Source organism: Streptomyces sp. NPDC017991, from assembly GCF_044328075.1.
In the GTDB taxonomy this organism is placed as follows: domain Bacteria; phylum Actinomycetota; class Actinomycetes; order Streptomycetales; family Streptomycetaceae; genus Streptomyces.
In genome coordinates, this window is sequence record NZ_JBIRGP010000011.1 from 263,007 (window position 1) to 286,755 (window position 23,749).

General features: G+C 71.1%; 20 protein-coding genes. 12 read left to right on the top strand and 8 right to left on the bottom strand.

Features of this window, described 5'->3' with window-relative positions; translation table 11 throughout:
• The first annotated feature begins 114 nt into the window (after nucleotides 1-114).
• Together ACH4DZ_RS30165 and ACH4DZ_RS30170 are read left to right on the top strand one after the other, a co-directional pair.
• Complete coding sequence (locus tag ACH4DZ_RS30165) at nucleotides 115-927, top strand: SAM-dependent methyltransferase (protein WP_398290545.1); 813 nt, start codon at nucleotides 115-117, stop codon at nucleotides 925-927.
• Complete coding sequence (locus tag ACH4DZ_RS30170; RefSeq protein WP_398290546.1) at nucleotides 924-3,059, top strand: putative bifunctional diguanylate cyclase/phosphodiesterase; 2,136 nt, start codon at nucleotides 924-926, stop codon at nucleotides 3,057-3,059. Before ACH4DZ_RS30165 ends, ACH4DZ_RS30170 begins: the two co-directional genes overlap by 4 nt.
• Before the next feature lie 533 nt (nucleotides 3,060-3,592).
• Here the strand turns inward: ACH4DZ_RS30170 and ACH4DZ_RS30175 are convergent.
• Nucleotides 3,593-4,477 (bottom strand): LysR family transcriptional regulator, encoded by an 885-nt coding sequence (locus tag ACH4DZ_RS30175; protein WP_398290547.1) that lies wholly within the window; start codon nucleotides 4,475-4,477, stop codon nucleotides 3,593-3,595.
• 130 nt (nucleotides 4,478-4,607) lie between these two features.
• Between ACH4DZ_RS30175 and ACH4DZ_RS30180 the strand changes: the two genes are divergently transcribed.
• From ACH4DZ_RS30180 to ACH4DZ_RS30205, 6 genes are all read left to right on the top strand, one after another.
• Entirely contained in the window at nucleotides 4,608-5,279 is a 672-nt protein-coding gene (locus ACH4DZ_RS30180) for a succinate dehydrogenase (RefSeq protein WP_398290667.1), read from the top strand.
• Between the two features lies 1 nt (nucleotide 5,280).
• Nucleotides 5,281-7,251, top strand: a complete 1,971-nt coding sequence (locus ACH4DZ_RS30185) for a fumarate reductase/succinate dehydrogenase flavoprotein subunit (protein WP_398290548.1) — start codon at nucleotides 5,281-5,283, stop codon at nucleotides 7,249-7,251.
• Entirely contained in the window at nucleotides 7,248-7,997 is a 750-nt protein-coding gene (locus tag ACH4DZ_RS30190) for a succinate dehydrogenase/fumarate reductase iron-sulfur subunit (protein ID WP_398290549.1), read from the top strand. The genes ACH4DZ_RS30185 and ACH4DZ_RS30190 overlap by 4 nt, the downstream gene beginning before the upstream one ends.
• Nucleotides 7,998-8,344: 347 nt before the next feature.
• Complete coding sequence (locus ACH4DZ_RS30195; protein WP_398290550.1) at nucleotides 8,345-9,115, top strand: GNAT family N-acetyltransferase; 771 nt, start codon at nucleotides 8,345-8,347, stop codon at nucleotides 9,113-9,115.
• Between the two features lie 251 nt (nucleotides 9,116-9,366).
• On the top strand, nucleotides 9,367-10,173 hold the full coding sequence (locus ACH4DZ_RS30200) for a lysophospholipid acyltransferase family protein (protein ID WP_398290552.1): 807 nt from the start codon (nucleotides 9,367-9,369) through the stop codon (nucleotides 10,171-10,173).
• 33 nt (nucleotides 10,174-10,206) lie between these two features.
• A complete protein-coding gene (locus ACH4DZ_RS30205) occupies nucleotides 10,207-11,739 on the top strand; it encodes an acyl-CoA synthetase (RefSeq protein ID WP_398290553.1) in 1,533 nt (510 codons plus the stop codon).
• Nucleotides 11,740-11,782: 43 nt separating this feature from the next.
• On the opposite strand, the gene ACH4DZ_RS30210 is transcribed toward ACH4DZ_RS30205, so the two are convergent.
• The 4 genes from ACH4DZ_RS30210 to ACH4DZ_RS30225 all read right to left on the bottom strand — a co-directional run bounded on the left by ACH4DZ_RS30210 (nucleotide 11,783) and on the right by ACH4DZ_RS30225 (nucleotide 17,044).
• On the bottom strand, nucleotides 11,783-12,718 hold the full coding sequence (locus ACH4DZ_RS30210) for an aminoglycoside phosphotransferase family protein (RefSeq protein ID WP_398290554.1): 936 nt from the start codon (nucleotides 12,716-12,718) through the stop codon (nucleotides 11,783-11,785).
• Nucleotides 12,719-12,727: 9 nt separating this feature from the next.
• On the bottom strand, nucleotides 12,728-13,333 hold the full coding sequence (locus tag ACH4DZ_RS30215) for a hypothetical protein (RefSeq protein ID WP_398290555.1): 606 nt from the start codon (nucleotides 13,331-13,333) through the stop codon (nucleotides 12,728-12,730).
• Nucleotides 13,334-13,547: 214 nt separating this feature from the next.
• Nucleotides 13,548-15,905: an ATP-binding cassette domain-containing protein gene (locus ACH4DZ_RS30220; protein ID WP_398290557.1), complete on the bottom strand. Its 2,358-nt coding sequence runs from the start codon at nucleotides 15,903-15,905 to the stop codon at nucleotides 13,548-13,550.
• A gap of 122 nt (nucleotides 15,906-16,027) precedes the next feature.
• Nucleotides 16,028-17,044 (bottom strand): LLM class flavin-dependent oxidoreductase, encoded by a 1,017-nt coding sequence (locus ACH4DZ_RS30225; RefSeq protein WP_398290558.1) that lies wholly within the window; start codon nucleotides 17,042-17,044, stop codon nucleotides 16,028-16,030.
• Nucleotides 17,045-17,273: 229 nt separating this feature from the next.
• Here ACH4DZ_RS30225 and ACH4DZ_RS30230 point away from each other — a divergent pair, with 229 nt between their 5' ends.
• Entirely contained in the window at nucleotides 17,274-18,161 is an 888-nt protein-coding gene (locus tag ACH4DZ_RS30230; RefSeq protein WP_398290559.1) for a sugar phosphate isomerase/epimerase family protein, read from the top strand.
• 38 nt (nucleotides 18,162-18,199) lie between these two features.
• Here ACH4DZ_RS30230 and ACH4DZ_RS30235 read toward each other — a convergent pair whose 3' ends face one another.
• From ACH4DZ_RS30235 to ACH4DZ_RS30245, 3 genes are all read right to left on the bottom strand, one after another.
• Nucleotides 18,200-19,258, bottom strand: a complete 1,059-nt coding sequence (locus ACH4DZ_RS30235) for a Gfo/Idh/MocA family protein (RefSeq protein WP_398290560.1) — start codon at nucleotides 19,256-19,258, stop codon at nucleotides 18,200-18,202.
• A complete protein-coding gene (locus ACH4DZ_RS30240) occupies nucleotides 19,255-20,259 on the bottom strand; it encodes a Gfo/Idh/MocA family oxidoreductase (RefSeq protein WP_398290561.1) in 1,005 nt (334 codons plus the stop codon). The genes ACH4DZ_RS30235 and ACH4DZ_RS30240 overlap by 4 nt, the downstream gene beginning before the upstream one ends.
• A 71-nt stretch (nucleotides 20,260-20,330) precedes the next feature.
• A complete protein-coding gene (locus tag ACH4DZ_RS30245) occupies nucleotides 20,331-21,092 on the bottom strand; it encodes an SDR family oxidoreductase (RefSeq protein WP_398290563.1) in 762 nt (253 codons plus the stop codon).
• A 128-nt stretch (nucleotides 21,093-21,220) separates the two neighbouring features.
• Between ACH4DZ_RS30245 and ACH4DZ_RS30250 the strand changes: the two genes are divergently transcribed.
• The 3 genes from ACH4DZ_RS30250 (at nucleotide 21,221) to ACH4DZ_RS30260 (ending at nucleotide 23,742) form a co-directional block, all read left to right on the top strand.
• Entirely contained in the window at nucleotides 21,221-22,285 is a 1,065-nt protein-coding gene (locus tag ACH4DZ_RS30250) for a LacI family DNA-binding transcriptional regulator (protein WP_398290564.1), read from the top strand.
• A gap of 103 nt (nucleotides 22,286-22,388) precedes the next feature.
• The gene (locus ACH4DZ_RS30255; protein ID WP_398290565.1) at nucleotides 22,389-23,177 is read left to right on the top strand and encodes a sulfite exporter TauE/SafE family protein; all 789 of its coding nucleotides are present in this window, start codon (nucleotides 22,389-22,391) and stop codon (nucleotides 23,175-23,177) included.
• Between the two features lie 76 nt (nucleotides 23,178-23,253).
• Nucleotides 23,254-23,742: a hypothetical protein gene (locus ACH4DZ_RS30260; RefSeq protein WP_398290566.1), complete on the top strand. Its 489-nt coding sequence runs from the start codon at nucleotides 23,254-23,256 to the stop codon at nucleotides 23,740-23,742.
• Nucleotides 23,743-23,749: the final 7 nt, after the last annotated feature.

The window sequence follows — 23,749 nt, forward strand, 5'->3', positions numbered from 1 at the left end:
TGCCCGAGGCAGTGGCCTTGAACGGACGGTCAATTTCCGTTTCCACTCGCTCCATTGGCGGGCGATCAGTAGCCTCAGCTCGAACACCGGATCGTCTACGCCTTGGAGACATAGATGGAGCGTCCCGCCTGGGCCCCACGCGGCATCGACATCTCGGTGCCCAGTGTGAGCCGCGTCTACGACTACTACCTGGGCGGATCGCACAACTTCGAGGTCGACAGGGAAGCCGCGCGCAGGGCCATGGAGTTCATGCCGGGACTCCCCAAGATCATGCAGGCGAACCGGGCGTTCCTGCGCCGCGCGGTGCGCTTCGCGGCCGCCGAGGGCATCGACCAGTTCCTGGACATCGGCTCGGGCATCCCCACCTTCGGCAACGTCCACGACGTGGCCCAGAGCGCCCGTCCGGGCGCCCGCGTCGTCTACGTCGACCACGACCCGGTGGCCGTCGCACACAGCGAGGCCGTCCTGGCCGGCAACGAGAACGCGGACGTCATCACCGCCGACCTCCGCAAGCCCCGGGAGATCCTGGCGAGTCCGCGTCTGCAGCGCCTGATAGACCTGAATCGGCCAGTCGCTCTCCTTCTCGTTGCCATACTGCACTTCGTGGAGGACGAGGACGACCCGTACGATGCCGTGGCCGAGCTGAGGGACGCCCTGGCGCCCGGCAGTCTGTTGGTCGTCACGCACGCCTCGTACGAGGGAATCCCGCTCCCCCCGGAGCGGGCCGGGGGCGCCGTCGACGTCTACAAGGACATCCGAAACCCGCTGATCATGCGCTCGCGCGAGGACATCGCGCGGTTCTTCGAGGGGTACGACATGGTGGAACCCGGACTGGTGCCGATGCCGAACTGGCGGCCCGACCCGGCGTCCGAGGACGAGGATCCTTATTCCTACTCGGGTTTCGCGGGCGTGGGGCGCACGGCGTGACCGCGGAGCCGGACGGGCCGGAGGACAGACTGCGCAGGTTCGCGACGATCTGGAGCCGGGCCGTCTTCCCGGTGACCGCCACGTCGCTGACCCGCCCGGAGTTCGAGCAGCGCCTCGTGCCGCTCGCCAGGCGGCTCAGTGAGGCGCTGCGGGCCAGGACGTTCGAGGCGGCCGAGGGGCAGGCCGTCGGCGCCGCGCTCATCGGGGCGCACTGCACGGAACCCGAAGCACTCAGCGCCACACTCGACTGCGTCGACGCCTACCTGGTGCTCTACTGCGGCGGGGACGGAGCCCAGGACGCCCTGCGCGCCCGCTCCGCGCGGCTGCAGCACGCCATGGCCGCCGGGTTCGCGAGGGCGCTGCGGGAGCGGACGCTGGCCGAGCAGGAGACCATCGCACGCGCCGCACTCCAGGCCCAGGGCATCGTCGCGGACGCGCTGCACGCGACCGAGGCACGCTTCCGCGCGGTCTTCGAGGGCGCTGCCATAGGCATCGGCGTCGCGGACCTCGACGGCAACATCCTGCAGGTGAACAACGCCCTGCTGCGTATGTTCGGCGGCACCGAGCAGCTGATGCGCGGGCGCAACGTCACCGAGTGGACCCACCCCGAGGACGCTCCCCAGGTCTGGCGGCTCTACGAGGAGCTGGTGCGCGGCGACCGCGAGCACTACCACGTCGAGAAGGCCTTCTACCGGCCTGACGGAACGGTTCTGTGGACCAACCTCACCGTCTCGCTGCTGCGTGACGCCGACGGCCGGCCGCAGTATCAGCTCGCCCTCATGGAGGACACCACCGAGCGCAGGCTGCTCAACCTCCGGCTGCGGTACGAGGCCACGCACGACGCGCTCACCGGGCTGCCCAACCGCACGCTGTTCTTCGAGCGGCTCGACAAGGCGCTCGCGGCGGGCGACGGCCAGCGCTTCGGCCTCTGCTACCTCGACCTCGACGGCTTCAAGACCATCAACGACAGCCTCGGGCACGCGGCGGGGGACCGGCTGCTCGTCGAGGTCGCCGACCGGCTGCAGTCCTGCGCGACCGCGCCCGGTGAGATGGTGGCCCGGCTCGGCGGCGACGAGTTCGTGGCCCTGACCACCGGGCCCGACACCGAGAGCGAGGTCGACGCGCTCGCCGACCGCATCATGAACGCCCTGATCACCCCGGTGCGTATCGACGGCCGGGAGTTGACGGTCCGCGGCAGCATCGGCATCGTCGAGGGGCCGGCGGGCGAGCGCGGCCCGGCGGAAGTGCTGCGCAGCGCCGACATCACGATGTACCGGGCCAAGTCGGCGGGCGGCAACCGTTACGAGCTGGCCGACGCCGAGGCCGACGCCCGCGCGATCACCCGGCACGGGCTCACCACGGCGCTGCCCGCGGCGCTGGACCGGGGCGAGTTCTTCATCGAGTACCAGCCGCTCGTGCATCTCGGTGACGGCAGTGTGCACGGTGCCGAGGCCCTCGTCCGGTGGCTGCATCCGCAGCACGGTGTGCTCGGGCCCGACCGGTTCATCCCGCTCGCGGAGCACACCGGGCTGATCGTGCCGCTGGGCCGCTGGGTCCTGGAGCAGTCGGTCCGGCAGGCCCGTGAGTGGCAGGAACGTCACTCCGACGCCGGTCCGCTGCGGATCAACGTCAATCTGTCGCCGTGCCAGCTGACCCATCCCGGTCTTGTCTCCGACACGGTGGACATCCTGGAGCGGATCGGTCTCGAACCGAACGCGCTCTGCCTGGAGGTCACCGAGTCGGCGCTGATCGGTGCGGACGACGACTTGTTGAAGCCCTTGCGTCGACTGGCCGAGATGGGTGTCGACATCGCGCTGGACGACTTCGGTACGGGGTACTCGAACCTGGCCAATCTGCGGCGGCTGCCGGTGAGCATCCTGAAGCTCGACCGGTCCTTCACGCAGGGCATGCAGCAGTTTCCCGCCGATCCTGTCGACCTCAAGATCGTCGAGGGGATCGTCTCGCTGGCCCACAGCCTGGACCTCGCGGTCACGGTGGAGGGGGTGGAGACGGGGGCGCAGGCCGAGCAGCTGCGGTTGCTGGGCTGCGACACGGCTCAGGGCTGGTACTACGCCCGCCCTGGCCCGCCGGACCGTCTCCACGACCTGTCCCTGGTGGACGCGACGGGGTGACGGCGGTGGGGTGCGGGGGCCTGCTGCCGCGCCTTGTTGCGCAGTTCCCCGCGCCCCTGAGGGGGTTGCGGTGCGCATCTTGCCCGTGCGGGTGCGTCGTGGCTGAGCGCGCAGTTCCCCGCGCCCCTGGGGGTGGCGACGGGCTGCTTGGACGTGCGGGCACGCCGTGGCCGCCCGCGCAGTTCCCCGCGCCCCTGCAGGGGCACCGATGGCCACGCGTCCAGCGCCCCCGAAGGGGCACGAGGAACGGCGCGCGCCACCAGCGCCCTCGAAGGGGCGCGGGGAACGGCGCGCGCAACCACAACGCACCCGCACGGGCGAAACGGGCCCCAGCCCTCGAAGGGGCGCGGGGAACGGCGCGCTCAGCCACGACGCACCCGCACGGGTGAAACGTGCCGTAGCCCGCGAAGGGGCGCGGGGAACTGCGCGCGCAACCACGACGCACCCGCACGGGTGAAACGTGCCGTAGCCCTCGAAGGGGCGCGGGGAACTGCGCAACAAGCGACAGCGGGCCCGCGCCGGGCAACCGCCGCTCACCGTTCCAGCAGCATCCGCTGCAGTTCGCGCGCAGCCCGCGGTGGCGCCACGTCACTGCGATGCGCCAACGCGATGGTCCGGGCCAGCCCGGGCCGGGCCAGCGGCGTCACCCGCAGCCCCGCCCCCGACCGCACCGCCACCATCCGCGGCACCACGGCCACCCCCAACCCCGCCCGCACAAACCCCAGCACCGCGTCCATCTCCCCGCCCTCCACCGCGAAATCCGGCTCGAACCCCGCGGAGCGACACGCGGCGACCGTCAGCTCCCGCAGGTCGTACCCGTGCCGGAACATCACCAGCCGTTCCCCCTCCAGGTCGGGGACACCGACGGTCCGCCGCCCACCTCCCGGCGCCGCCGCCGCCGGCGAGGACACCACCACCAGGTCCTCCCGCAGCACCTCCACCGTGGTCAGCGCGGGCGACGGCGTAGGCAGTGGCAGGACGACGAGAGCCAGGTCGAGCGCCCCGCGCGCCAGCTCCCGTACGAGGTCGTGGGAGCCCCCTTCCTCGATCAGCAGCCTGATCCCCGGATAGCGGTCGTGGAAGGCGCGCAGCACATCCGGCAGCAGCCCCGTGCACAGGCTCGGAGTCGCACCGAGCCGCACCCGCCCGCTGCGCAGCTGAGCCAGCTCCTGCACCTCGTGCCGAGCCGTCTCCGCGTCCGCCAGGATGCGCCGGGCCAGCGGCAGCAGCGCCTCCCCGGCGTCCGTGAGCGTGATGTTCCCCCGTGCCCGGAGGAAGAGGTCGGCCCCCAACTCCCGCTCCAGCGCCTTGATCTGCTGGGAGAGCGACGGCTGAGCCACATGGACCACGTCGGCCGCCCGGGTGAAATGCCGCGTCTCGGCGACCGCCACGAAGTACTGGAGCTGCTGGAACTGCATTCCCCCATCGTACGCCCGCGATAGGCACCACCTATGGAAACGAGCCGGACCATGTCTTGGACCGATCGACCCTGTCGGCCGTAGCGTCGATCACATGGCTCTGGCAACGCGGACGGAACGAAAACCGTCCATGACGCGCACCATGTGGGACTCGTCCGTCGGCAAGAAAGCCGTGATGGCCGCCAGCGGCCTGATCATGCTGGGGTACCTGGCCGTCCACATGCTGGGCAACCTCAAGATCTTCTTCGGAGAGGGCGAGTTCGACCAATACGCCCACTGGCTGCGCACCCTCGGCGAGCCGTTCCTGCACTACGAGTGGGCCCTGTGGATCGTCCGCGTGGTCCTGGTCGTCGCCGTCGTCGCGCACGCCGTATCCGCGTACCAGCTCAGCCGCCGTGACATCGGGGCGCGTCCCACCAAGTACGTGCACAAGAAGCCCCGCGCCAGTTACGCCACGCGCACCATGCGCTGGGGCGGGATCATCCTCGGCCTGTTCATCGTCTGGCACATCCTGGACCTGACCACCGGCACCGTGCACGCAGGCGGCTTCCAGCCCGGACACCCGTACCAGAACGTGATCGACACCTTCTCCACCTGGTACGGCAACGTCATCTACATCGTCGCCGTGCTCGCGCTCGGCCTGCACGTCCAGCACGGCTTCTGGAGCGCCGCACAGACCCTGGGCGTGGGCAGCCGCACCCGCGACCGGGCCTTCAAGACCATCGCCAACGTGCTCGCCGTGGTGCTCACGGCGGGCTTCGTCGCCGTACCCGTGGGCGTGATGACCGGAGTGGTGAGCTGACATGACTGCTGAATTCGCCGGACACGGCACCTTCGCCGAGTACGCGACCGGGGAGCCGGTCGTCGACACCAAGGCCCCGAAAGGGCCGGTGGACGAGCGCTGGGACACCCGCCGCTTCGAGGCCAAGCTGGTCAACCCGGCCAACCGCCGCAAGCACACCGTGATCGTCGTCGGAACCGGCCTGGCCGGGGGCGCGGCCGGCGCCACGCTCGCCGAACAGGGCTACCACGTCGTGCAGTTCTGCTACCAGGACTCACCGCGCCGGGCCCACTCCATCGCCGCGCAGGGTGGCATCAACGCGGCCAAGAACTACCGCAACGACGGCGACTCGGTGCACCGGCTGTTCTACGACACCGTCAAGGGCGGCGACTTTCGCGCGCGGGAGTCGAACGTGCACCGCCTCGCGCAGATCTCGGTGGAGATCATCGACCAGTGCGTCGCACAGGGGGTGCCGTTCGCGCGGGAGTACGGCGGTCTGCTGGACACCCGGTCGTTCGGCGGGGTGCAGGTGTCCCGGACGTTCTATGCCCGTGGCCAGACGGGGCAGCAGCTCCTGCTCGGCGCCTACCAGGCCCTCAGCAGGCAGATCGCGGCCGGCACGGTGGAGATGCACCCGCGCACCGAGATGCTCGACCTCATCGTGGTCGACGGCCGGGCGCGGGGGATCGTGGCCCGCGACCTGATCACCGGGAAGATCGACACCTACTACGCGGACGCTGTGGTGCTGGCGAGCGGCGGGTACGGCAACGTCTTCTACCTGTCGACCAACGCCATGAACTCCAACGCCACCGCGATCTGGCGAGCGCACCGGCGGGGCGCGTACTTCGCCAACCCGTGCTTCACACAGATCCACCCCACCTGTATTCCACGGACCGGCGAGCATCAGTCGAAACTGACGCTGATGAGCGAGTCGTTGCGCAACGACGGGCGGATCTGGGTGCCGAAGGCGAAGGGTGACGAGCGCCCGGCCGGCGAGATCCCGGAGGACGAGCGGGACTACTACCTGGAGCGCATCTATCCGGCCTTCGGCAACCTCGTACCGCGTGACATCGCCTCGCGGGCCGCGAAGAACGTGTGCGACGAGGGCCGCGGGGTCGGGCCCGGCGGGCAGGGCGTCTACCTCGACTTCGCCGACGCCATCGCGCGGATGGGCCGCGAGGCCGTGGAGGCCAAGTACGGCAACCTCTTCGACATGTACGCGCGGATCACCGCCGAGGATCCGTACAGCGTGCCGATGCGGATCTATCCGGCCGTGCATTACACGATGGGCGGTCTGTGGGTGGACTACGACCTGCAAACCACCGTCCCGGGGCTGTTCGCGATCGGCGAGGCCAACTTCTCCGACCACGGGGCGAACCGGCTGGGCGCCTCCGCGCTCATGCAGGGCCTCGCCGACGGCTACTTCGTACTCCCGTCGACCATCAACGACTACCTCGCCCGCAACCCGCACCACGAGCCGGTGAACGACGAACACCCGGTCGTGGAGGAGCTGTTGGCCGACACCGAGGACCGGCTGCGGCTGCTGCTGGCCGTGGACGGGGACCGCACGCCCGACTCCTTCCACCGTGAACTGGGCGAGCTGATGTGGGAGTTCTGCGGCATGGCTCGTACGGAGAGCGGGTTGCGCAAGGCGTTGGAGCGGATCCCGCAGATCCGCGAGGAGTTCTGGCGGCGTATCAAGGTGCCCGGCAGCGGTGAGGAGTTCAACCAGTCACTGGAGAAGGCCAACCGGATCGTCGACTATCTGGAGCTGGCCGAGCTGATGTGCCTGGACGCGCTGCACCGCGAGGAGTCCTGCGGTGGGCACTTCCGGGAGGAGTCCCAGACCTCGGACGGTGAGGCGGCCCGCCGCGACGAGGAGTTTTCCTACGCGGCCGCCTGGGAGTTCACCGACACCGGCGACGCGCCCGTCCTGCACAAGGAAGACCTCGTCTTCGAGTACGTCCACCCCACCCAGCGGAGCTACGCATGAAGCTCACCCTGCGCGTCTGGCGGCAGAGCGACGCCGACGCCGACGGAGCGATGTCCACCTACGAAGTGGACGGAATCTCGGCCGACATGTCCTTTCTGGAGATGCTCGACACGCTCAACGAGGAACTCATCCTCGCCGGTGACGATCCGGTCGCCTTCGACCACGACTGCCGCGAGGGCATCTGCGGCGCGTGCTCGCTGGTCATCAACGGTGACGCGCACGGGCCGGAGCGCACCACCACCTGTCAGCTGCACATGCGGTCCTTCCGGGACGGGGACACGATCGACGTCGAGCCGTGGCGGGCCTCCGCGTTCCCGGTCGTCAAGGACCTCGTGGTCGACCGGTCCGCGTTCGACCGGATCATCCAGGCCGGTGGGTACGTCAGCGTGCCGACCGGGGCCGCGCCGGAGGCGCATGCCACGCCGGTGCCCAAGCCCGACGCGGACTTCGCGTTCGAGCACGCGGAGTGCATCGGGTGCGGGGCGTGTGTGGCCGCCTGTCCCAACGGGGCCGCGATGTTGTTCACCTCGGCGAAGGTGAATCATCTGAACGTGCTGCCGCAGGGGGCTCCCGAGCGGGAGACGCGGGTGCTGGACATGGTGGCGCAGATGGATGAGGAGGGGTTCGGGGGGTGCACGCTTGTGGGCGAGTGTGCGACTGCTTGTCCCAAGGGGATTCCGTTGTTCTCCATCACCGGGATGAACAAGGAGTGGCTGCGGGCCGGGCGGAAGGCCGCCAAGCGGTAGGCTTCGCGGCCTTTCGCAACTGGCTTCGGTTGTGTGTCGGGTGCGGGTGCGGGTGCGTGGGGGCTGGTCGCGCAGTTCCCCGCGCCCCTGAAAGACTGCGCCGTTCCCCGCGCCCCTGAAGACAAAGGATTGCGCCGTTCCCCGCGCCCCCAAAAAACTAGAAGACTGCGCCGTTCCCCGCGCCCCCTACGGGGCTGCGCCCCTGGGGTTCAGCAAGCTCACACTCGGGCTCTCTCCGTGGGTTACTCGGTGGTCAGCCGGTGTCGGAAGAACAGGAGCGCACGGACCTGTACGCCTCGGTCCGCCGCGCCGCTCCGCCGCATCCGGCCTGTGACCAGGAGAGAGCCATGACCGGCGTTTCCACGCTCGACAGCCCCCCACTGTCGACGGCACCCACCCGCTACACCGTGACCCTCGCCCGCGACGAGTCCGACGTCCGGGACGCACAGCGACTGCGCCACGACGTCTTCGCCGGGGAGATGGGCGCCCTGCTGGCCACCTCGCGGCCGGGCCTGGACGTCGACGCCTTCGACGCGTACTGCGACCACCTGCTCGTGCGCGACACCACGACCGGCCAGGTCGTCGGTACGTACCGGCTGCTGCCGCCCGAGCGTGCCGCGGTCGCGGGACGGCTCTACTCGGAGAGCGAGTTCGACCTCGGCCCCCTCGCCGCGATCCGCTCCGGCCTCGTCGAGGTCGGCCGCTCCTGCGTCCACCCCGACCACCGCGACGGCGCTGTCATCGGCCTGATCTGGGCCGGTATCGCCCGCTACATGGTCGACGGCGGCCACGAGTGGCTGGCGGGCTGCTGCTCCATCCCGCTCGCCGACGGCGGGGCGCTCGCCGCGGGCACCTGGGACCGGGTGCGGGACAAGCACCTCGCGCCCGAGGAGTACCGCGTACGGCCGCTGCTGCCCTGGAACTCCGAGGGCGTCGCCCGGGCAGGCCGCGCCGAACTGCCCCCGCTCCTGCGCGGCTATCTGCGCCTGGGCGCCTGGGTCTGCGCGGAGCCGGCCCACGACCCGGACTTCGGCGTCGCCGACCTGTACGTGCTGCTGTCGATGCGCCGGGTCAACCCGCGCTATCTGCGGCACTTCCTCTCCCTCGTGCCCGCGTGATGAGCGCGTCCCGCATGGGTGTGGTCCTGCGTCCCCGACGGGGCTCGGCGACCTACGGCGGCCCGGGCGCGGGCGGTCCCTCCTTTCCGGGCCCGGATTCCGGAAAGGTGCCGAGCCCGCGCCGCGGCGGATCGCCGGTCGCCTCCCGCCCTGCCGGGACACGCCCGTCAGGGGCGCGGCCGGCCACCGCTGCGGCCACCGCTCCGGCGAGCGCCTGGCTGCCCAGTGCCCCGTGCACCCCCGGGGCCTGCGTGGAGTCCGTTCGGACGGTCGCCGCCGTGCCGCGTGCCGTGCTGCGGCTGGTCGCGCTGCTCGTCGTGGTCGCCACCGGGATCGTACTGATCCCGGCCGTCGCCAGGTTTCCCGCCGGCCTGCGCGACAGGCTCATCAGAAGGTGGTGCCGGACGATCGTGCGCGCCGCGGGAGTACAGCTGCGGACCACCGGCGCGGCCCCGCCCACCGGCGGTCTGCTGCTGGTGGCCAACCACATCTCCTGGCTCGACATCCCGCTCCTCGCGGCCGTCCGGCCCGCCCGGATGCTCGCCAAGGCGGAGATCCGGCAGTGGCCCGTCGCCGGTGCGCTCACCGCGAGCAGCGGCGCGCTGTTCATCGAGCGCGACCGGCTGCGTGTGCTGCCCGAGACGGTCGGCCGGATCGCGCGGTCCCTGCGCGACGGCGGAGCGGTCGTGGTCTTTCCCGAGGGAAGCACCTGGTGCGGCCGGGCCCAGGGCCGGTTCCACCGGGCCGCCTTCCAGGCCGCCCTCGACGCGGACGCGGCCGTCCAGCCGGTGCGCCTCCGGTACCGGCACGACGGGGGCGCGGTGAGCACCGCACCCGCGTTCGTGGGCAGCGACCCGCTGCTCACCTCGGTGTGGCGGGTCGTGTCGGCCCGCGACCTCGTGGCCGAGGTGCAGGTGGCTCCGGTGCTGCCGCCGGGCTCCGCCCCCGACCGGCGGGCCCTCGCCCTGGCCGCCGAAACGGCCACCACCCACCCCGTCCGTGCCGTGCGTCCGATCACCCGTGCCCGCCTGCACACGGAAGCGCACGCACACCTCTGACGGGCCGTCATTTAACCGCGGTACCGTCCCCGCATGTATCCCGGAGCGTACGACCCCGCCAGGACGGCCGTCGTCACCGCCGACGGCGGCCGTGCCCTCACCTACGGCCAGTTGGAGGACCGCTCCCTGCGGCTCGCCGACCATCTGCGGTCCGCCGGGCTGCGCGTCGGTGACCATCTCGCCCTCCTCGCCGACAACGACCCGCGCGTCCTGGAGGTCTACTGGGCGGCGCTCCGCTCCGGCTTCTACCTGACCGTGGTCAACCACCACCTGACCGCCGACGAGGCCGCCTACATCGTCCGCGACTGCGGGGCGAAGGCGCTCATCGTCTCGGCGCCCCTCACCGAACTCGGCCGCGCGGTCCGCGAGTCGGCCCCGGAGACCGGACTGCACCTCGACTTCGACGACGGCTCGTACGAAGGCGCCCTCGCCGACGCCTCACCCGAACCCCCGGCCCACCAGCCCCGAGGCGTCGACATGCTCTACTCCTCCGGCACCACCGGTCTGCCGAAGGGCATCGCGCCGACGCTCCCCGAGGGGGACGTCCGTGAGGAGATGAGCATGTACCAACTGCTCTTCCAGCCCATGTACGGCTTCGGTGAGGACACCGTCTACCTCTGCCCGGCCCCGCTCTACCACGCGGCGCCCCTGCGCTTCAGCTTCGTGGTGACCGCCACGGGCGGCACGGTCGTCCTGATGAACTCGCTCAACTCCTTCGACCCGCGCGGTGCGTTGGCGGCGATCGAACAGCACAGGGTCACGCACAGCCAGTGGGTGCCCACCATGTTCGTACGGATGCTGAAGCTGCCGGACGAGGTGCGCGGCGCGTACGACGTGTCGTCGACGAGGGTCGCCGTCCACGCCGCCGCGCCCTGCCCCGTCGAGGTCAAACGCCGGATGATGGACTGGTGGGGACCCGTCCTGTACGAGTACTACTCGGCGACGGAAGCCAACGGGATCACCTTCGTCGGTCCCGAGGAGTGGCTGCGCAAGCCCGGGACGGTGGGCCGCGGCGGATTCCTCGGCGAGCTGCGGATCTGCGACGACGACGGCAAGGTGCTGCCCGTCGGCGAGACCGGGACCGTGTACTTCGAGCGCGACGAACTCCCGTTCCGCTACCACAACGACGAGGCCCGCACCCGGCAGGCGCAGCACCCCGAGCATCCGAACTGGACGACCACGGGGGACATCGGGCACGTCGACGAGGACGGGTATCTCTTCCTCACCGACCGCAGGGCGTTCACCATCATCTCCGGCGGTGTGAACATCTACCCGCAGGAGATCGAGGACTGTCTGACCCTGCACCCCCAGGTCGCCGACGTGGCGGTCGTCGGCGTACCGGACCCGGAGATGGGTGAGGCGGTCAAGGCCGTCGTCCAGCCGGCCCCCGACGCGACCCCCGGCCCGCGACTCGAACGCGAACTCCTCGACTTCGTCCGCGAGCGCATCGCCCACTACAAGGCACCCCGCAGCATCGACTTCACGGACGCGCTGCCGCGTACCCCCACGGGCAAACTGACCAAGTCCAAGCTGCGTCAGGCCTATTGGGACCGTCCCGTCGACTGAACCAAAGACCGCGAAGGTCTCCAGGTCAGCCACTCAGGGTGCGTCAAACGCCCTTCAGAACACGATCGAGTGCCGCCTGGCCCACGGGTCCCCAGTGCGGCTTGCCGCCGGGAAGTCCCCGATCTCCGTTCTGCCCCATGAGCATCAGGAAGAGGCTCTTCATAGCGGCCAGCCCGCGGGCACGCCGAATCGCCGCCTCGTCCGCACGCGCGTACGTGTCGAAGAACCGTGAGGCCGTGCCCGCCGGTAGCAGCACCCATGCGGCGGCGAGGTCCCATGCCGGATCGCCGGCGAACATGTCGCCGAAGTCGACGATGCCCGAGAGCGTTCCGTCCGAGACCACGACGTTCGCGGGATGGAGGTCGCCGTGCACCCACACCGGCGGGCCCGCCCACTCGGGCGCCGCGACGGCGTCGTCCCAGACAGCCCGGACCTCGTCAGCGAGGTCGTCGAGGGCGACGGCGTGGAAGAAGTGGTCGAAACCGTCCGTGCAGTCCCTTGGATGCGCACCGCGGTCCGTAGCGATCGGCGCTTCGGGGGGCGCCTGCACGTGCAGCGCCCGGAGGAAACCCGCCAGCGTGTCGGCCGCGTGAGCGCCCCGGCTGATCGAGCCGCGGTCCAGCGGCTCGCCGGAAACCCAGGTCATCACGGTCCAGTGCTTGGGGAAGCGTTCGGACGGTGCACCGAACCGGACCGGGGTCGGCACCGGGAGCGGCAGGCGCGGAGCCAGCACGGGCAGCCACCGCCGCTCCTTCAGCTGGAGCTCCGCGGTGGGGTCCATGCGCTGCATGCGCACGGCCAACTCGTCCCCGAGGCGCCACATCTGGTTGCCCCAGCCACCCGCTACCTCGCGGATGGCCAGCCCCGCAAGGTCTGGATGTTGCTCCTCCAGCAGGTTGCGGACCAGGTCTGCGGTGATCTCGGTCTCGGTCTCGATCTCGGTCTCCATCTCGGTGTCGGCGTGCGGTTCCGGATTCATGACGACGACTCAGCATTCACCTGCCCGAGTCGATACCCCGAACGTGTACTTCGGTTGCTTCACCGCTCCCGCGTCGCCGGAGAGGCCGGGTACCACCGTCTCGATGTATCCGGCGTGCGTGCGCTGGACGTGCATGCAGAAAGACGCCCCCGCTCCGTTGGCCGTGATCCGGTACCGCGCCTGCTCGGACGTCTTGTCAGTGAGTGCGGCGTCCACGCCGAACTGCGGGGCGTCACCACCACCGTGCTCAACGACCTCGTCCTCGACCTTCCTGGCGTATTCGCCGCCGAAGTCGGCGGGAGTATCGTCCTCAAGCGGGCCACCGTAGGTGAAACTGCCGTCCAGGGCGTCCGTGGCGCCCTCGACCGCGCTCGTCAGCTCGTCATCGCTCCACCCGCCGTTGTCCTCCGCGGCGATGCCCTGGAACGCGATGACGACGCCGACGACGGCCATGACGACCAGGATGAGGCGGGCGACCGTGAAGCCCGCGTCGGGGATGTCCGGAGCCGAGGGGTTCAATGACGCGCGCCAGGAGCGGACGCGGTCCGCCTTGACGCAGGCCATGAGGATCAGCAGGGCGGAGAGCACGAAAATGACGACGATCACCCCCGTCATGCCTGGCCCTCCAGCCCGGGACGCCACTGCGGCGCGTCCCGTACCGCCCATCGCCGTACCACCGAAGCCCGCCACCAGGACCAGCCTCTCCGAGCGCGGCGCTGGGGACCGGATCCCCGGTGGCTGGTTCGAAGATCAACACTCATCAGAGAATGATGACAGACCGGCACACGGGGTCCGAGTGGGCTGTGCCGGTGGAAGCTGCGAGCTGCGGCTAGCGCGGCTGAGTGCCGCTTCGTGGCAGCGTACGTGCGAGGTACGGCGCCGTGGCGCTGCCCGCAGCCCGCGCGACCTCCGCCGGAGGTCCCGTCGCCACGATCCGTCCGCCCGCGTCGCCTCCGCCCGGGCCGAGGTCGATCACCCAGTCGGTGTCCGCCACCACCGCCATGTCGTGCTCCACGACCACGACGCTGTGACCGCCGTCGACCAGACCGTGCAACTGCCGCATGAGGACCTCGACATCGGCCGGGTGCAGCCCGGTGGTCGGCTCGTCGAGGAGGTAGAGCGTGTGACCCCGGCGTACGCGCTGGAGTTCGCTCGCCAGCTTGACGCGCTGCGCCTCGCCGCCGGACAACTCGGTCGCCGGCTGTCCGAGCCGCAGATAGCCGAGGCCGACGTCCAGGAGTGTGGCGAGGCTGCGGGCCACGGCCGGGGTGTCCGCGAAGAAGTCTGCGGCGGCCTCGACCGTCAGGTCCAGCACCTGTGCGATGTTCCGGTCCCGGTAGGTCACTTCGAGCGTCTCGGGGTTGTAGCGCGCCCCGCCGCAGTCCGGGCACGGGGCGTAGGTGCTCGGCAGGAAGAGCAGTTCGACGCTGACGAACCCCTCGCCCTGGCAGGTCTCGCAGCGCCCGCCCGCGACGTTGAACGAGAACCGGCCGGCCCCGTAGCCGCGGCTGCCCGCCTCCTCCGTCGCCGCGAAGACCTTGCGCACGACGTCGAAGAGACCTGTGTACGTCGCCAGATTCGAGCGGGGCGTACGCCCGATGGGCTTCTGGTCGACGCTCACCAGCCGCCCCACACCCGGCAGTTCCTCCGTGAGCTGTCCGATGAGTGTGGACTTGCCCGACCCGGAGACACCGGTGACCGCGGTGAGGACGCCGAGCGGGAACTCGGCGCTCACGCCGCGCAGATTGTGGCGGGTGACCGGTCCGACCTTCAACCAGCCGCCTGCCGCCCGGACGTCACGCTCCGGAGCGGGGGAGCGGTCGAAGAGGAACCGGCCCGTCGCGGACCCGGGGACGCGCTCCAGCTCCGCCACCGGGCCGCTGTGCAGCACCCGCCCGCCGTGCTCGCCCGCCCCCGGGCCCACGTCGACCAGCCAGTCGGCGCCGCGCATGACGTCGAGGCCGTGCTCCACGACGAACACCGAGTTGCCGGCCGCCTTCAGCCGGTCCAGGACCGTGAGCAGGGCCTCGGTGTCCGCCGGGTGCAGTCCGGCGGACGGTTCGTCCAGGACGTACACGACTCCGAAGAGTCCGGAGCGCAACTGCGTCGCCAGGCGCAGCCGTTGGAGTTCGCCCGCGGACAGGGTCGGGGTGGTCCGAGCGAGGCTGAGATAACCGAGGCCCAGCTCGGTGACGGGGGAGATACGGGCGAGCAGGTCCTCCGTGAGGACGCGGGCCGTCTCCGAACCGCCGTGGGACGCGAGGGAGTCGGCCAGTTCGACGAGCGGCAGCGCGGCCAGCTCCGCGATGGTCCGGCCCGCGAAGGTCACCGCGAGCGCCTCGGGCCGCAGCCGGCTGCCGCCGCACATCGGACAGGACGTCGCGGCGAGGAACCGCTCCGCCTTCGCCCGCAGGGTCTGGCTCCTGGAGTCCGAGAACGTCTTCAGGACATAGCGGCGTGCGCTCATGTACGTGCCCTGGTACGGGCGTTGGATGCGCTCCGCGTCCCGTACCGGATGGACCGTCACGACCGGCTGCTCGTCGGTGAAGAGGATCCACTCGCGCTGTTCGGCGGGCAGGTCGCGCCACGGCCGGTCGACGTCGTACCCCAGCGCGTCGAGGACGTCGCGCAGGTTCTTGCCCTGCCAGGCGCCCGGCCACGCGGCGATCGCGCCCTCCCGGATCGACAGCGCCGGATCGGGGACCAGCAACTCCTCGGTCGTGCGGTGCACCTGCCCGAGCCCGTGGCACTCGGGGCAGGCCCCGGCGGCCGTGTTCGGCGAGAAGGAGTCCGAGTCGAGCCGTGCGGCGCCCGGCGGATACTGCCCCGCGCGGGAGAACAGCATCCGCAGGGAGTTGGAGAGATTGGTGACCGTACCCACCGACGAGCGCGAGGTGGGCGTCGACCGCCGCTGCTGGAGCGACACCGCGGGCGGCAGTCCGCTGATGTCCCCGACCTTCGGCGCCCCCACCTGATGGATCAGCCGCCGCGCGTACGGGGCCACCGACTCGAAGTACCGCCGCTGGGCCTCCGCGTAGATCGTCCCGAAGGCCAGCGACGACTTCCCGGACCCGGACACCCCCGTGAACACCACCAGCACATCCCGTGGGATGTCGACATCGACCCCCTGCAGATTGTGCTCACGGGCACCACGTACGCGGACGTACGGGTCATGTCGGCTGTGCATGGGGTGACTCCTACGGAAGGATGGGCGTGTCCTGGGCCCCGCGAGGGGCGCGGGGAACTGCGCGACCAGCCCCAGCCGGCCCGCACTCACCCCACAGACCCGAGGTCACCCCAGTGGAACACTCACTCGGGCCCCAGCCCCACGACCCGCGCCAACCGCCGGAACGAGTCCACCAACGCCGCCCGGTCGTACGTACTGGTCGTGACCAGCACCTCGTCCGCCGAGGTCTCCTTGATCACCGTCGACAGCTCATGGGCGACCTGCTCCTCCGTCCCGGCGACATGACCGGAGAGCCCGGCCTCGTAGAAGCCCCGCTCCTTCTCCGTCATCGTCGGTGTCAGCGACTCGACCCGCTCGGCGGACGGCAACGGCGGAAACGTACCGTGCGTGCGCGAGTACGCCATCGACCACGCCTCCGGGAGCAGCAGCCGCCGTGCCTCCTCCGGCGTCTCCGCGACCGCGACCGTCCCGGAGATGACGACGTACGGCTCCGAGGCCCACACGGAGGGCCGGAACGTCTCGCGGTAGTGGTCGATGCCCCGGCGCATCCTCTCGCGGTTCCTGAGGTCGCCGATCACCATGGGCAGCCCGGCCCGGGCGGCGATCGTCGCGCCCTCGCCCATGGCCAGCACGAACGGCGGCACGCTCAGGCCCTCGGCGGGGCGTGCGCGCACCCCGGTCGGGGACGTGCCGCGGAACCAGCCCAGCAGCTCGTCGAGCTGCGCCGCGAAGTCGTCGGCCACGTCCTTGTCCCGGCCCAGCGCCCTGCGGACGCCGTCCGTGAACCCCACGGAACGGCCGAGACCCATGTCGATGCGGCCGGGAAAGAGGGATTCCAGGACCCCGAACTGTTCCGCCACGACCAAGGGCTGGTGGTTGGGCAGCATCACCCCGCCCGTGCCCACCCGGATCGAGCGGGTCGCGGCGGCGACCGCGGCGGCCAGGACGGTCGGCGCGGAACCGGCGACGCCCGGTACGCCGTGATGCTCCGAGACCCAGAACCGGTGGTAGCCGAGCCCCTCCAGCTCCCGCGCCAGCCGGACGGTGTCGCGCAGTGCCTCGGGGCCGCCGTGGCCCTCCCTGGTGCGCGAGCGGTCGAGGACGGAGAAGCGAATCTCGCGCTCCTGCTGCTGTGACATGGCTTCTCCGCTGACTTCTCCGCCGGAAGGGCTGTCGTGGAAGGACCGTGGTGGAAGGACTGTGGTGGAAGGGCTGCGTTCCGTCTTCCGTTTCAACAGTCGTTTCGCTGATTTCTTCCGCGAGGGTCCAGCCCAGGGTGCGAATGACGGGAAAAAGATGGACACGATGAGGCCCCGCTGAGGGATCCACCCCTTCATTTTTGTGCCGGGCTGCACTTAACGTTGCGCCATGGACACTCGAACACCCCGGATCGCCGGAGCGCCCATCTCGTGGGGCGTGTGCGAAGTACCCGACTGGGGTTACCAGTTGACGCCCGAGCGCGTGCTGAAGGAGATGCGCGAGGTCGGCTTGGCCGCCACCGAGTTCGGGCCCGAGGGCTTTCTGCCCGGCGAGCCGGCGGCCATGGCGCAGGTCCTCGCCCACCACGACCTGCGGGCGGTCGGCGGCTTCACCCCGCTGCTGCTGCACGTACCGGGGCATGATCCGCTGCCCGGGGTGGACACGCTCCTGGAGAGCTATGCCGCGTCCGGGGCCGACGTCCTCGTCCTGTCGGCCGTCACGGGGCAGGACGGGTACGACTCCCGGCCCGAGCTGGACGCCGACGGCTGGAAGCTGCTGCTGTCCAACCTGGACCGGCTGACCGCGCTGGCCGCCGAACGGGGCGTACAGGCGGTACTGCACCCGCACGTCGGCACGATGGTCGAGAACGGCGAGGAGGTCCAGCGCGTGCTGGAGCACTCCGCGATCTCGCTCTGCCTCGACACCGGCCACCTGCTCATCGGCGGTACCGACCCCGCCGAGCTGACCCGGCAGGCCCCCGAGCGGATCGCCCACACCCATATGAAGGACGTGGACGCCGCCCTCGCCGCCAAGGTCCAGTCGGGCCGCCTCAGCTACACCGACGCCGTCCGGGACGGCATGTACCGGCCGCTCGGCGCCGGTGACGTGGACGTCCGGGCCATCGTGAGCCACCTCGGGGCACGCGGCTACGACGGCTGGTACGTCCTGGAGCAGGACACCATCCTCACCGGGGAACCCGCGGGCAAGGGGCCCGTGGACGACGTGTGGAGCAGCGCGGAGTTCCTGCGCTCGGTGCTCCGCGACGCACAGCGGTGACGCGCTGAAGCAGCCGGGAAGAGAAGGGGCAGGACCGCTCAGGGTGTGGACGGAAGAGCCGTCCGCGGCCTGAGCGGCATTCCCGCACTCCGGTAACAGTCGTCGATGAGGCGCATCGTGGCGAGCGCGTCATCGGCGTCCAGGCGCACCGGCGTGCCCCGGCGCAGATGCGCCGCGAAGGCTTCGAGCTGATAGGTGTACGAGGACCGGCGGCCGAGCATCTCGACGCGCTCGCCCGAGGCGGTACGGACCCGGACCCGGTCGTCCAGGTGCGGCTGGACGAAGTTCACCGCCGTGGCCTCACCGCGCGAGCCCACGATCCGGCAGCTCATCTCCCACGCGGTGTGCGCCATGTGGCAGCGGGCGGTACCGGTGGCGCCGCCCGGGAACTCCAGGTCGGCGTCCAGCCACTCGTCGACCCGGGGCGCGCCCGGCCTCCCCCGGACTCCGTCCGGGGGTACACCCCTTTCGCTGCGCTTGCCGCCGCGTGCCGCGACGAGCCGAGGCGCGCCGCCCGCCCAGGGCGCGAGCATCCGCTGGGCGTGCAGGCTGTAGCAGCCCAGGTCCATCAGGGCGCCGCCCGCCAGTGGAAACGACCAGCGCGGGTCGGTGTCCGGCGGCGCCGGCATGACCATCGTGGTCTCCACATGACGCAGCTCGCCCAGTTCCCCGCTCTCCAGCAGCTCGTGCAGGCGCCGGGTGACCGGGTGGAACAGATAGTGGAAGCCCTCCATGAAGACCGTGCCGGCCTTCGCGACGGCGTCCCGGATCTCGACGGCCTCCTCGGTGTTGCTCGCGGAGGGTTTCTCGGTGAGCACATGCTTGCCCGCGGCGAGCGCGGCGAGGTTCCAGGGCGCGTGCAGGCCGTTGGCGAGAGGGTTGTAGACGACCTCGACCGCCTGGTCGGAGACGACGTCGGCGTACGAGTCCAGGACCCGTTCGACGTCGTGCTCGGCGGCGAAGGCCTCGGCGCGGGACCGGTCGCGGGCGGCCACCGCCACGATGCGGTGGCCGGTCACCCGGGCCGGTCCCGCGATCGACAGCTCGGCGATGCGGGCCGCGCCCAGCACGCCGATCCGCAGGGGTTCGTCCGTCATGCGGTGCGCACCTCTTCCAGTCGTACGGGCCGGTGCTCGCGCAGCGACAGCGTGCATGCCTCGGCGATCCAGCTCGCTTCGAGGGCGTCGGCCACGGTGCACGGGGAGGGCCGGGAGCCCGCCACGACCTCGGTGAACGCGGTGAGTTCGGCGCGGTAGGCGGCGGCGAAGCGGTCCATGAAGAAGTGGTGCGGGGGGCCGGCGGGGAAGGTGGCCCCCGGCTCGACGGACCGCAGCGGCAGCTTGTCCTCCAGGCCCACGGCGATGCTGTCCAGCATGCCGTGCACCTCCAGGCGGACGTCGTAACCGCGGGCGTTGTGACGGGAGTTGGAGATGACGCCGATCGTGCCGTCGTCGAAGGTGAGCAGTGCGGAGGCGGTGTCGACGTCGCCCGCCGCCGCGATGAAGTCCGCGCCCCGGTTGCCGCCGGTCGCGTACACCTCGACGACCTCGCGGCCGGTGACCCAGCGCACGATGTCGAAGTCGTGCACGCTGCAGTCGCGGAAGATGCCGCCGGAGACGGCCACGTACGCGGCGGGCGGCGGCGCGGGGTCCAGGGTGGTGGACCGCACGGTGTGCAGCGGGCCGAGTTCGCCGCTCAGCACGGCCTGGCGCGCGGCGACACAGCCCGCGTCGAAGCGCCGGTTGTAGCCGATGTGCACCTCGACCCCGCCGGCCTCCACCGCGCGCAGCACTTCGAGACTCTCCTCGACGCCGCGGGCCACGGGCTTCTCGCAGAAGACCGGGATGCCCGCCTTGACGGCGGCGAGGAGGAGTTCGGGGTGGGCGTCGGTCGCGGCGGCGATCACGACACCGTCGACTCCGGCGGCGAACACCGCGTCGGGGGAGTCCACCGCCGTCGCCCCGAACCGCTCCGCCGCCGAGGAGGCCGCCGCGGCGACCGGGTCGGTGACCACGAGCGAGTCGACCGCTTCGAGTCCGGCCAGGGTCTGCGCGTGGAACGCGCCGATCCGGCCCAGCCCCATGATGCCAATACGCATGCGAATCTTGCTCCTTCAACCCAATGGTTCAGCCCAGAGGTTCAACCCGGAGGCTCAACCCGGAGGGCGGTTCAGTCGAGCCCGCCGAGGACGGTCTGGTCCCAGTCGATGACCGAGCCGGTCACCACACCGCTGCGGTCGGAGAGCAGGAGGACGACGAAGTCGGCGATCTCGTCGACCTGCCCGAGCCTGCCCATCGGCAGGGCCGCCGCGGCCTTGTCCCGCCAGTCGTCGCCCGCGTCGTGGAAGGCGCGCTGGGTGGCGTCCTCGCCCTCGGTGTCCGTCCAGCCGATGTTCAGGCCGTTGATCCGGATCCGGTCCCAGCGGTGCGCGTGGGCCGCGTTGCGGGTCAGCCCCGCGAGACCGGCCTTCGCCGTGGAGTAGGGCGCCAGATGCGGCGGGCCGCCGTGCGCGCAGTTCGAGATGATGTTCACGACCGTGCCCGGCGCCTCGCGGCTCGTCATGTCGGCGACCGCGGCCTGCATCGCGAAGAACGGCGCCCGCAGATTGGTCGCGATGTGCGCGTCGAACAGCTCCGGCGTGGTGTCCAGGAGCGAACCGCGGGAGGTGAGCCCCGCCGCGTTGACCAGGCAGTCGATACGCCCGTACGCGTCCACGACCTGGACGACGCTGTCACGAGCCTGCGTCGCGTCCGACAGGTCGGCGCGTACGAAGCGGGCGCCGGTCTCCGCGGCGAGCTTCTCGCCGACCTCGGCCCGGCGTCCGGTGAGGACGACGGTCGCGCCCTCGCGTACGGCCGCCCGGACGATCCCCGCGCCCACCCCCTGGCTGCCGCCGTTGACGAGGACGACCTTGTCCTCAAGAAGTCCCATGAGTGCGTTGTTCTCCTTCGGCTCAGGCTTCGGCTCCGGCGGCGCCGCTGTCAGTCTTGTGAACCAGAGGCCGTCATACAATCCGCAGAGACCCATCAAAAGTCCGTCATTTGCATGCGGGGGCCGCCGTGCGCCATCCCTATCCGATCCGAGAGATCGCCCGTCAGGCCGGTCTGAGCGAGGCCACGGTCGACCGGGTCCTCAACGACCGCGGCGGTGTTCGGGAGAGCACCGTCATGGAGGTGCGCCAGGCCGTCAAGGACCTGGACCGGCAGCGGACCCAGGTACGCATCGGCGGCCGCACCTTCATGATCGACATCGTGATGCAGACGCCGGAGCGGTTCTCCGATGCCATACGGGACGCCCTGGAGGCCGAACTGCCGTCCCTGCAACCCGCCGTGGTGCGCTCGCGCTTCCACTTCCGGGAGACCTGTCCCGCCTCGGACCTGGTCGCGACCCTGGACAAGATCGCCAAACGCGGCTCGCAGGGGGTGATCCTCAAGGCTCCGGACCTGCCGGAGATCGTCGCCGCCGTCAGCCGGCTGGTCGCGGCGGGCATCCCCGTCGTCACGCTGGTGAGCGACCTGCCCGGCAGCGCGCGCATGGCGTACGTGGGGATCGACAACCGGGCGGCGGGCGCCACCGCCGCCTATCTCATCGGCCAGTGGCTCGGTGACCGGCCCGGCAACGTGCTCGCCACGATCAGCCGGGGCTCCTTCCGCGGCGAGGAGGAGCGGGAGATGGGTTTCCGCAGCGCCATGCGGAGCGCGCAGCCAGGCCGGTCCCTGGTGGAGGTCACCGACAGCGACGGACTGGACGCCACCCAGCGGGACCTCGTCCTGGACGCCCTGAAGCGCGACGAGGACGTCATCGCCGTCTACTCGGCCGGGGGCGGCAACGCGGCGACCCTCGACGCCTTCGACATCCTCGGGCGGGAGTGCGCGGTGTTCATCGCCCACGACCTGGATCACGACAACACCGGGTTCCTGCGCGAACGCCGGCTGTCCGCCGTGCTCCACCACGACCTGCGCCAGGACATGCGGCGCGCCTGCCAGACCATCATGCGCGCGCACAAGGCCCTGCCGGACGAAGGCCCCTTCCTGCCCTCGGCGATCCAGGTGGTCACGCCCTACAACATGCCGCCCGGCGCCCCGCTCACGCCGTCCGCACCCATCAGCCCGCCCGGGAACTGAGAAGGACCCCGCTGTCTGTATATGCAGACACCGTCTCTAATATGGAACGTCGACGCGGGGCGGGCACAGGGCGCCACCGCACCCGTGGAGACAAGAGGGACACGTGCAAGCGCTCATCGCCGGGATCGACTCCGGCCGCGTCCTGCTGCTCCTGGCCGCCGGTGTCGCCTCCGGGCTCGCCGGTTCCATCGCCGGTCTGGCCTCGCTGTTCAGCTACCCCGCGCTCCTCGCCGCGGGCCTGCCGCCCGTCGCGGCCAACGTCACCAATACCGTGGCGCTCTTCTCCAACACCGTGGGAAGCGCGGTGGGATCCCGGGCGGAACTGCGCGGGCAGCGTGCCCGGCTCGTCCGGCTGGCCGTCGCGGCGGCGCTGGGCGGGGCGATCGGCGCGGCCCTGCTCCTCGGCACACCGTCGTCGACGTTCGAGCTGGTCGTGCCGTGGCTGGTGGCCCTCGGCTCCGTACTCATCCTGATCCGTGAGCCCCTGCGGCGGCTGACCACGCGGTTCAGGCCGGACCAGGCCGCCGTGCCGGGACTTGCCGTCTTCTGCGCCGTGCTGCTGGTCGGTCTGTACGGCGGCTACTTCGGCGCCGCGGCGGGCGTCCTGATGCTCGCCGTGCTCTCGCTGTCCGCGACGGAACCGCTGCCCGTGACCAACGCGGTCAAGAACATCGCCACCGGCGCGGCCAACGTCACCGCGGCCGTCGCCTACGCCTTCCTCGCCCCGGTCGACTGGAGCGCGGCCGTCACACTCGGCGTGGGCTGCTTCGCGGGCGCCTGGATGGGGCCCGCGGTCGTACGGCGACTGCCCGAGGCGCCGCTGCGGATCGCGATCGCCCTGGCCGGCTTCGGACTCGCGTGGACGCTGTGGCGGGACGCGACCGCGTCCTGAACGGAGGGGAGCGGCGTCCTGAGCGGGCCGCGGCGGGGCCCGGAAGCGACCGAAGCGGCGTTCTAGGGTGGCCGCTGTGACGAACAACAGCACGCCCCTGGCCGTCTTCGACCTCGACGGCACGCTTGCCGACACCGCGCACCGGCAGCGGTTCCTGGAGCAGAAGCCGCGGAACTGGGACGCCTTCTTCGCCGCGGCGCCGCACGATCCACCGCTGGCCGAGGGCGTGGCACTGGCCCTGGAGCATGCCGAGGAGTGCGAGGTCCTCTACCTGACCGGGCGGCCCGAGCGCTGCCGCAAGGACACGGTGGCCTGGATCGCCGCCCAGGGCCTGCCCGAGGGGCGCGTCCGGATGCGGCGCAACGACGACCGCAGGCCCGCCCGGCGCACCAAACTGCAGATCCTTCGCGAGCTGGCCCGCCACCGCGAGATCAGGGTGCTCGTGGACGACGACGAGCTGGTGTGCGAGGACGCCGAACGGGCCGGGTTCACCGTCGTACGGGCCCGCTGGGCCGCCGCCTCGGCGGCGCTGAAGGAGGCGCAGGAGCGGGAAGGGCGGACCTGACGGGCGG

Coding starts and splice junctions, on each gene's coding strand:
- ACH4DZ_RS30165 (WP_398290545.1), top strand. CDS start 115: ATGGAGCGTCCCGCCTGGGCCCCACGCGGCATCGACATCTCGGTGCCC.
- ACH4DZ_RS30175 (WP_398290547.1), bottom strand. CDS start 4,477: ATGCAGTTCCAGCAGCTCCAGTACTTCGTGGCGGTCGCCGAGACGCGG.
- ACH4DZ_RS30180 (WP_398290667.1), top strand. CDS start 4,608: ATGACGCGCACCATGTGGGACTCGTCCGTCGGCAAGAAAGCCGTGATG.
- ACH4DZ_RS30185 (WP_398290548.1), top strand. CDS start 5,281: ATGACTGCTGAATTCGCCGGACACGGCACCTTCGCCGAGTACGCGACC.
- ACH4DZ_RS30190 (WP_398290549.1), top strand. CDS start 7,248: ATGAAGCTCACCCTGCGCGTCTGGCGGCAGAGCGACGCCGACGCCGAC.
- ACH4DZ_RS30195 (WP_398290550.1), top strand. CDS start 8,345: ATGACCGGCGTTTCCACGCTCGACAGCCCCCCACTGTCGACGGCACCC.
- ACH4DZ_RS30205 (WP_398290553.1), top strand. CDS start 10,207: ATGTATCCCGGAGCGTACGACCCCGCCAGGACGGCCGTCGTCACCGCC.
- ACH4DZ_RS30210 (WP_398290554.1), bottom strand. CDS start 12,718: ATGAATCCGGAACCGCACGCCGACACCGAGATGGAGACCGAGATCGAG.
- ACH4DZ_RS30215 (WP_398290555.1), bottom strand. CDS start 13,333: ATGACGGGGGTGATCGTCGTCATTTTCGTGCTCTCCGCCCTGCTGATC.
- ACH4DZ_RS30220 (WP_398290557.1), bottom strand. CDS start 15,905: ATGCACAGCCGACATGACCCGTACGTCCGCGTACGTGGTGCCCGTGAG.
- ACH4DZ_RS30225 (WP_398290558.1), bottom strand. CDS start 17,044: ATGTCACAGCAGCAGGAGCGCGAGATTCGCTTCTCCGTCCTCGACCGC.
- ACH4DZ_RS30230 (WP_398290559.1), top strand. CDS start 17,274: ATGGACACTCGAACACCCCGGATCGCCGGAGCGCCCATCTCGTGGGGC.
- ACH4DZ_RS30235 (WP_398290560.1), bottom strand. CDS start 19,258: ATGACGGACGAACCCCTGCGGATCGGCGTGCTGGGCGCGGCCCGCATC.
- ACH4DZ_RS30240 (WP_398290561.1), bottom strand. CDS start 20,259: ATGCGTATTGGCATCATGGGGCTGGGCCGGATCGGCGCGTTCCACGCG.
- ACH4DZ_RS30245 (WP_398290563.1), bottom strand. CDS start 21,092: ATGGGACTTCTTGAGGACAAGGTCGTCCTCGTCAACGGCGGCAGCCAG.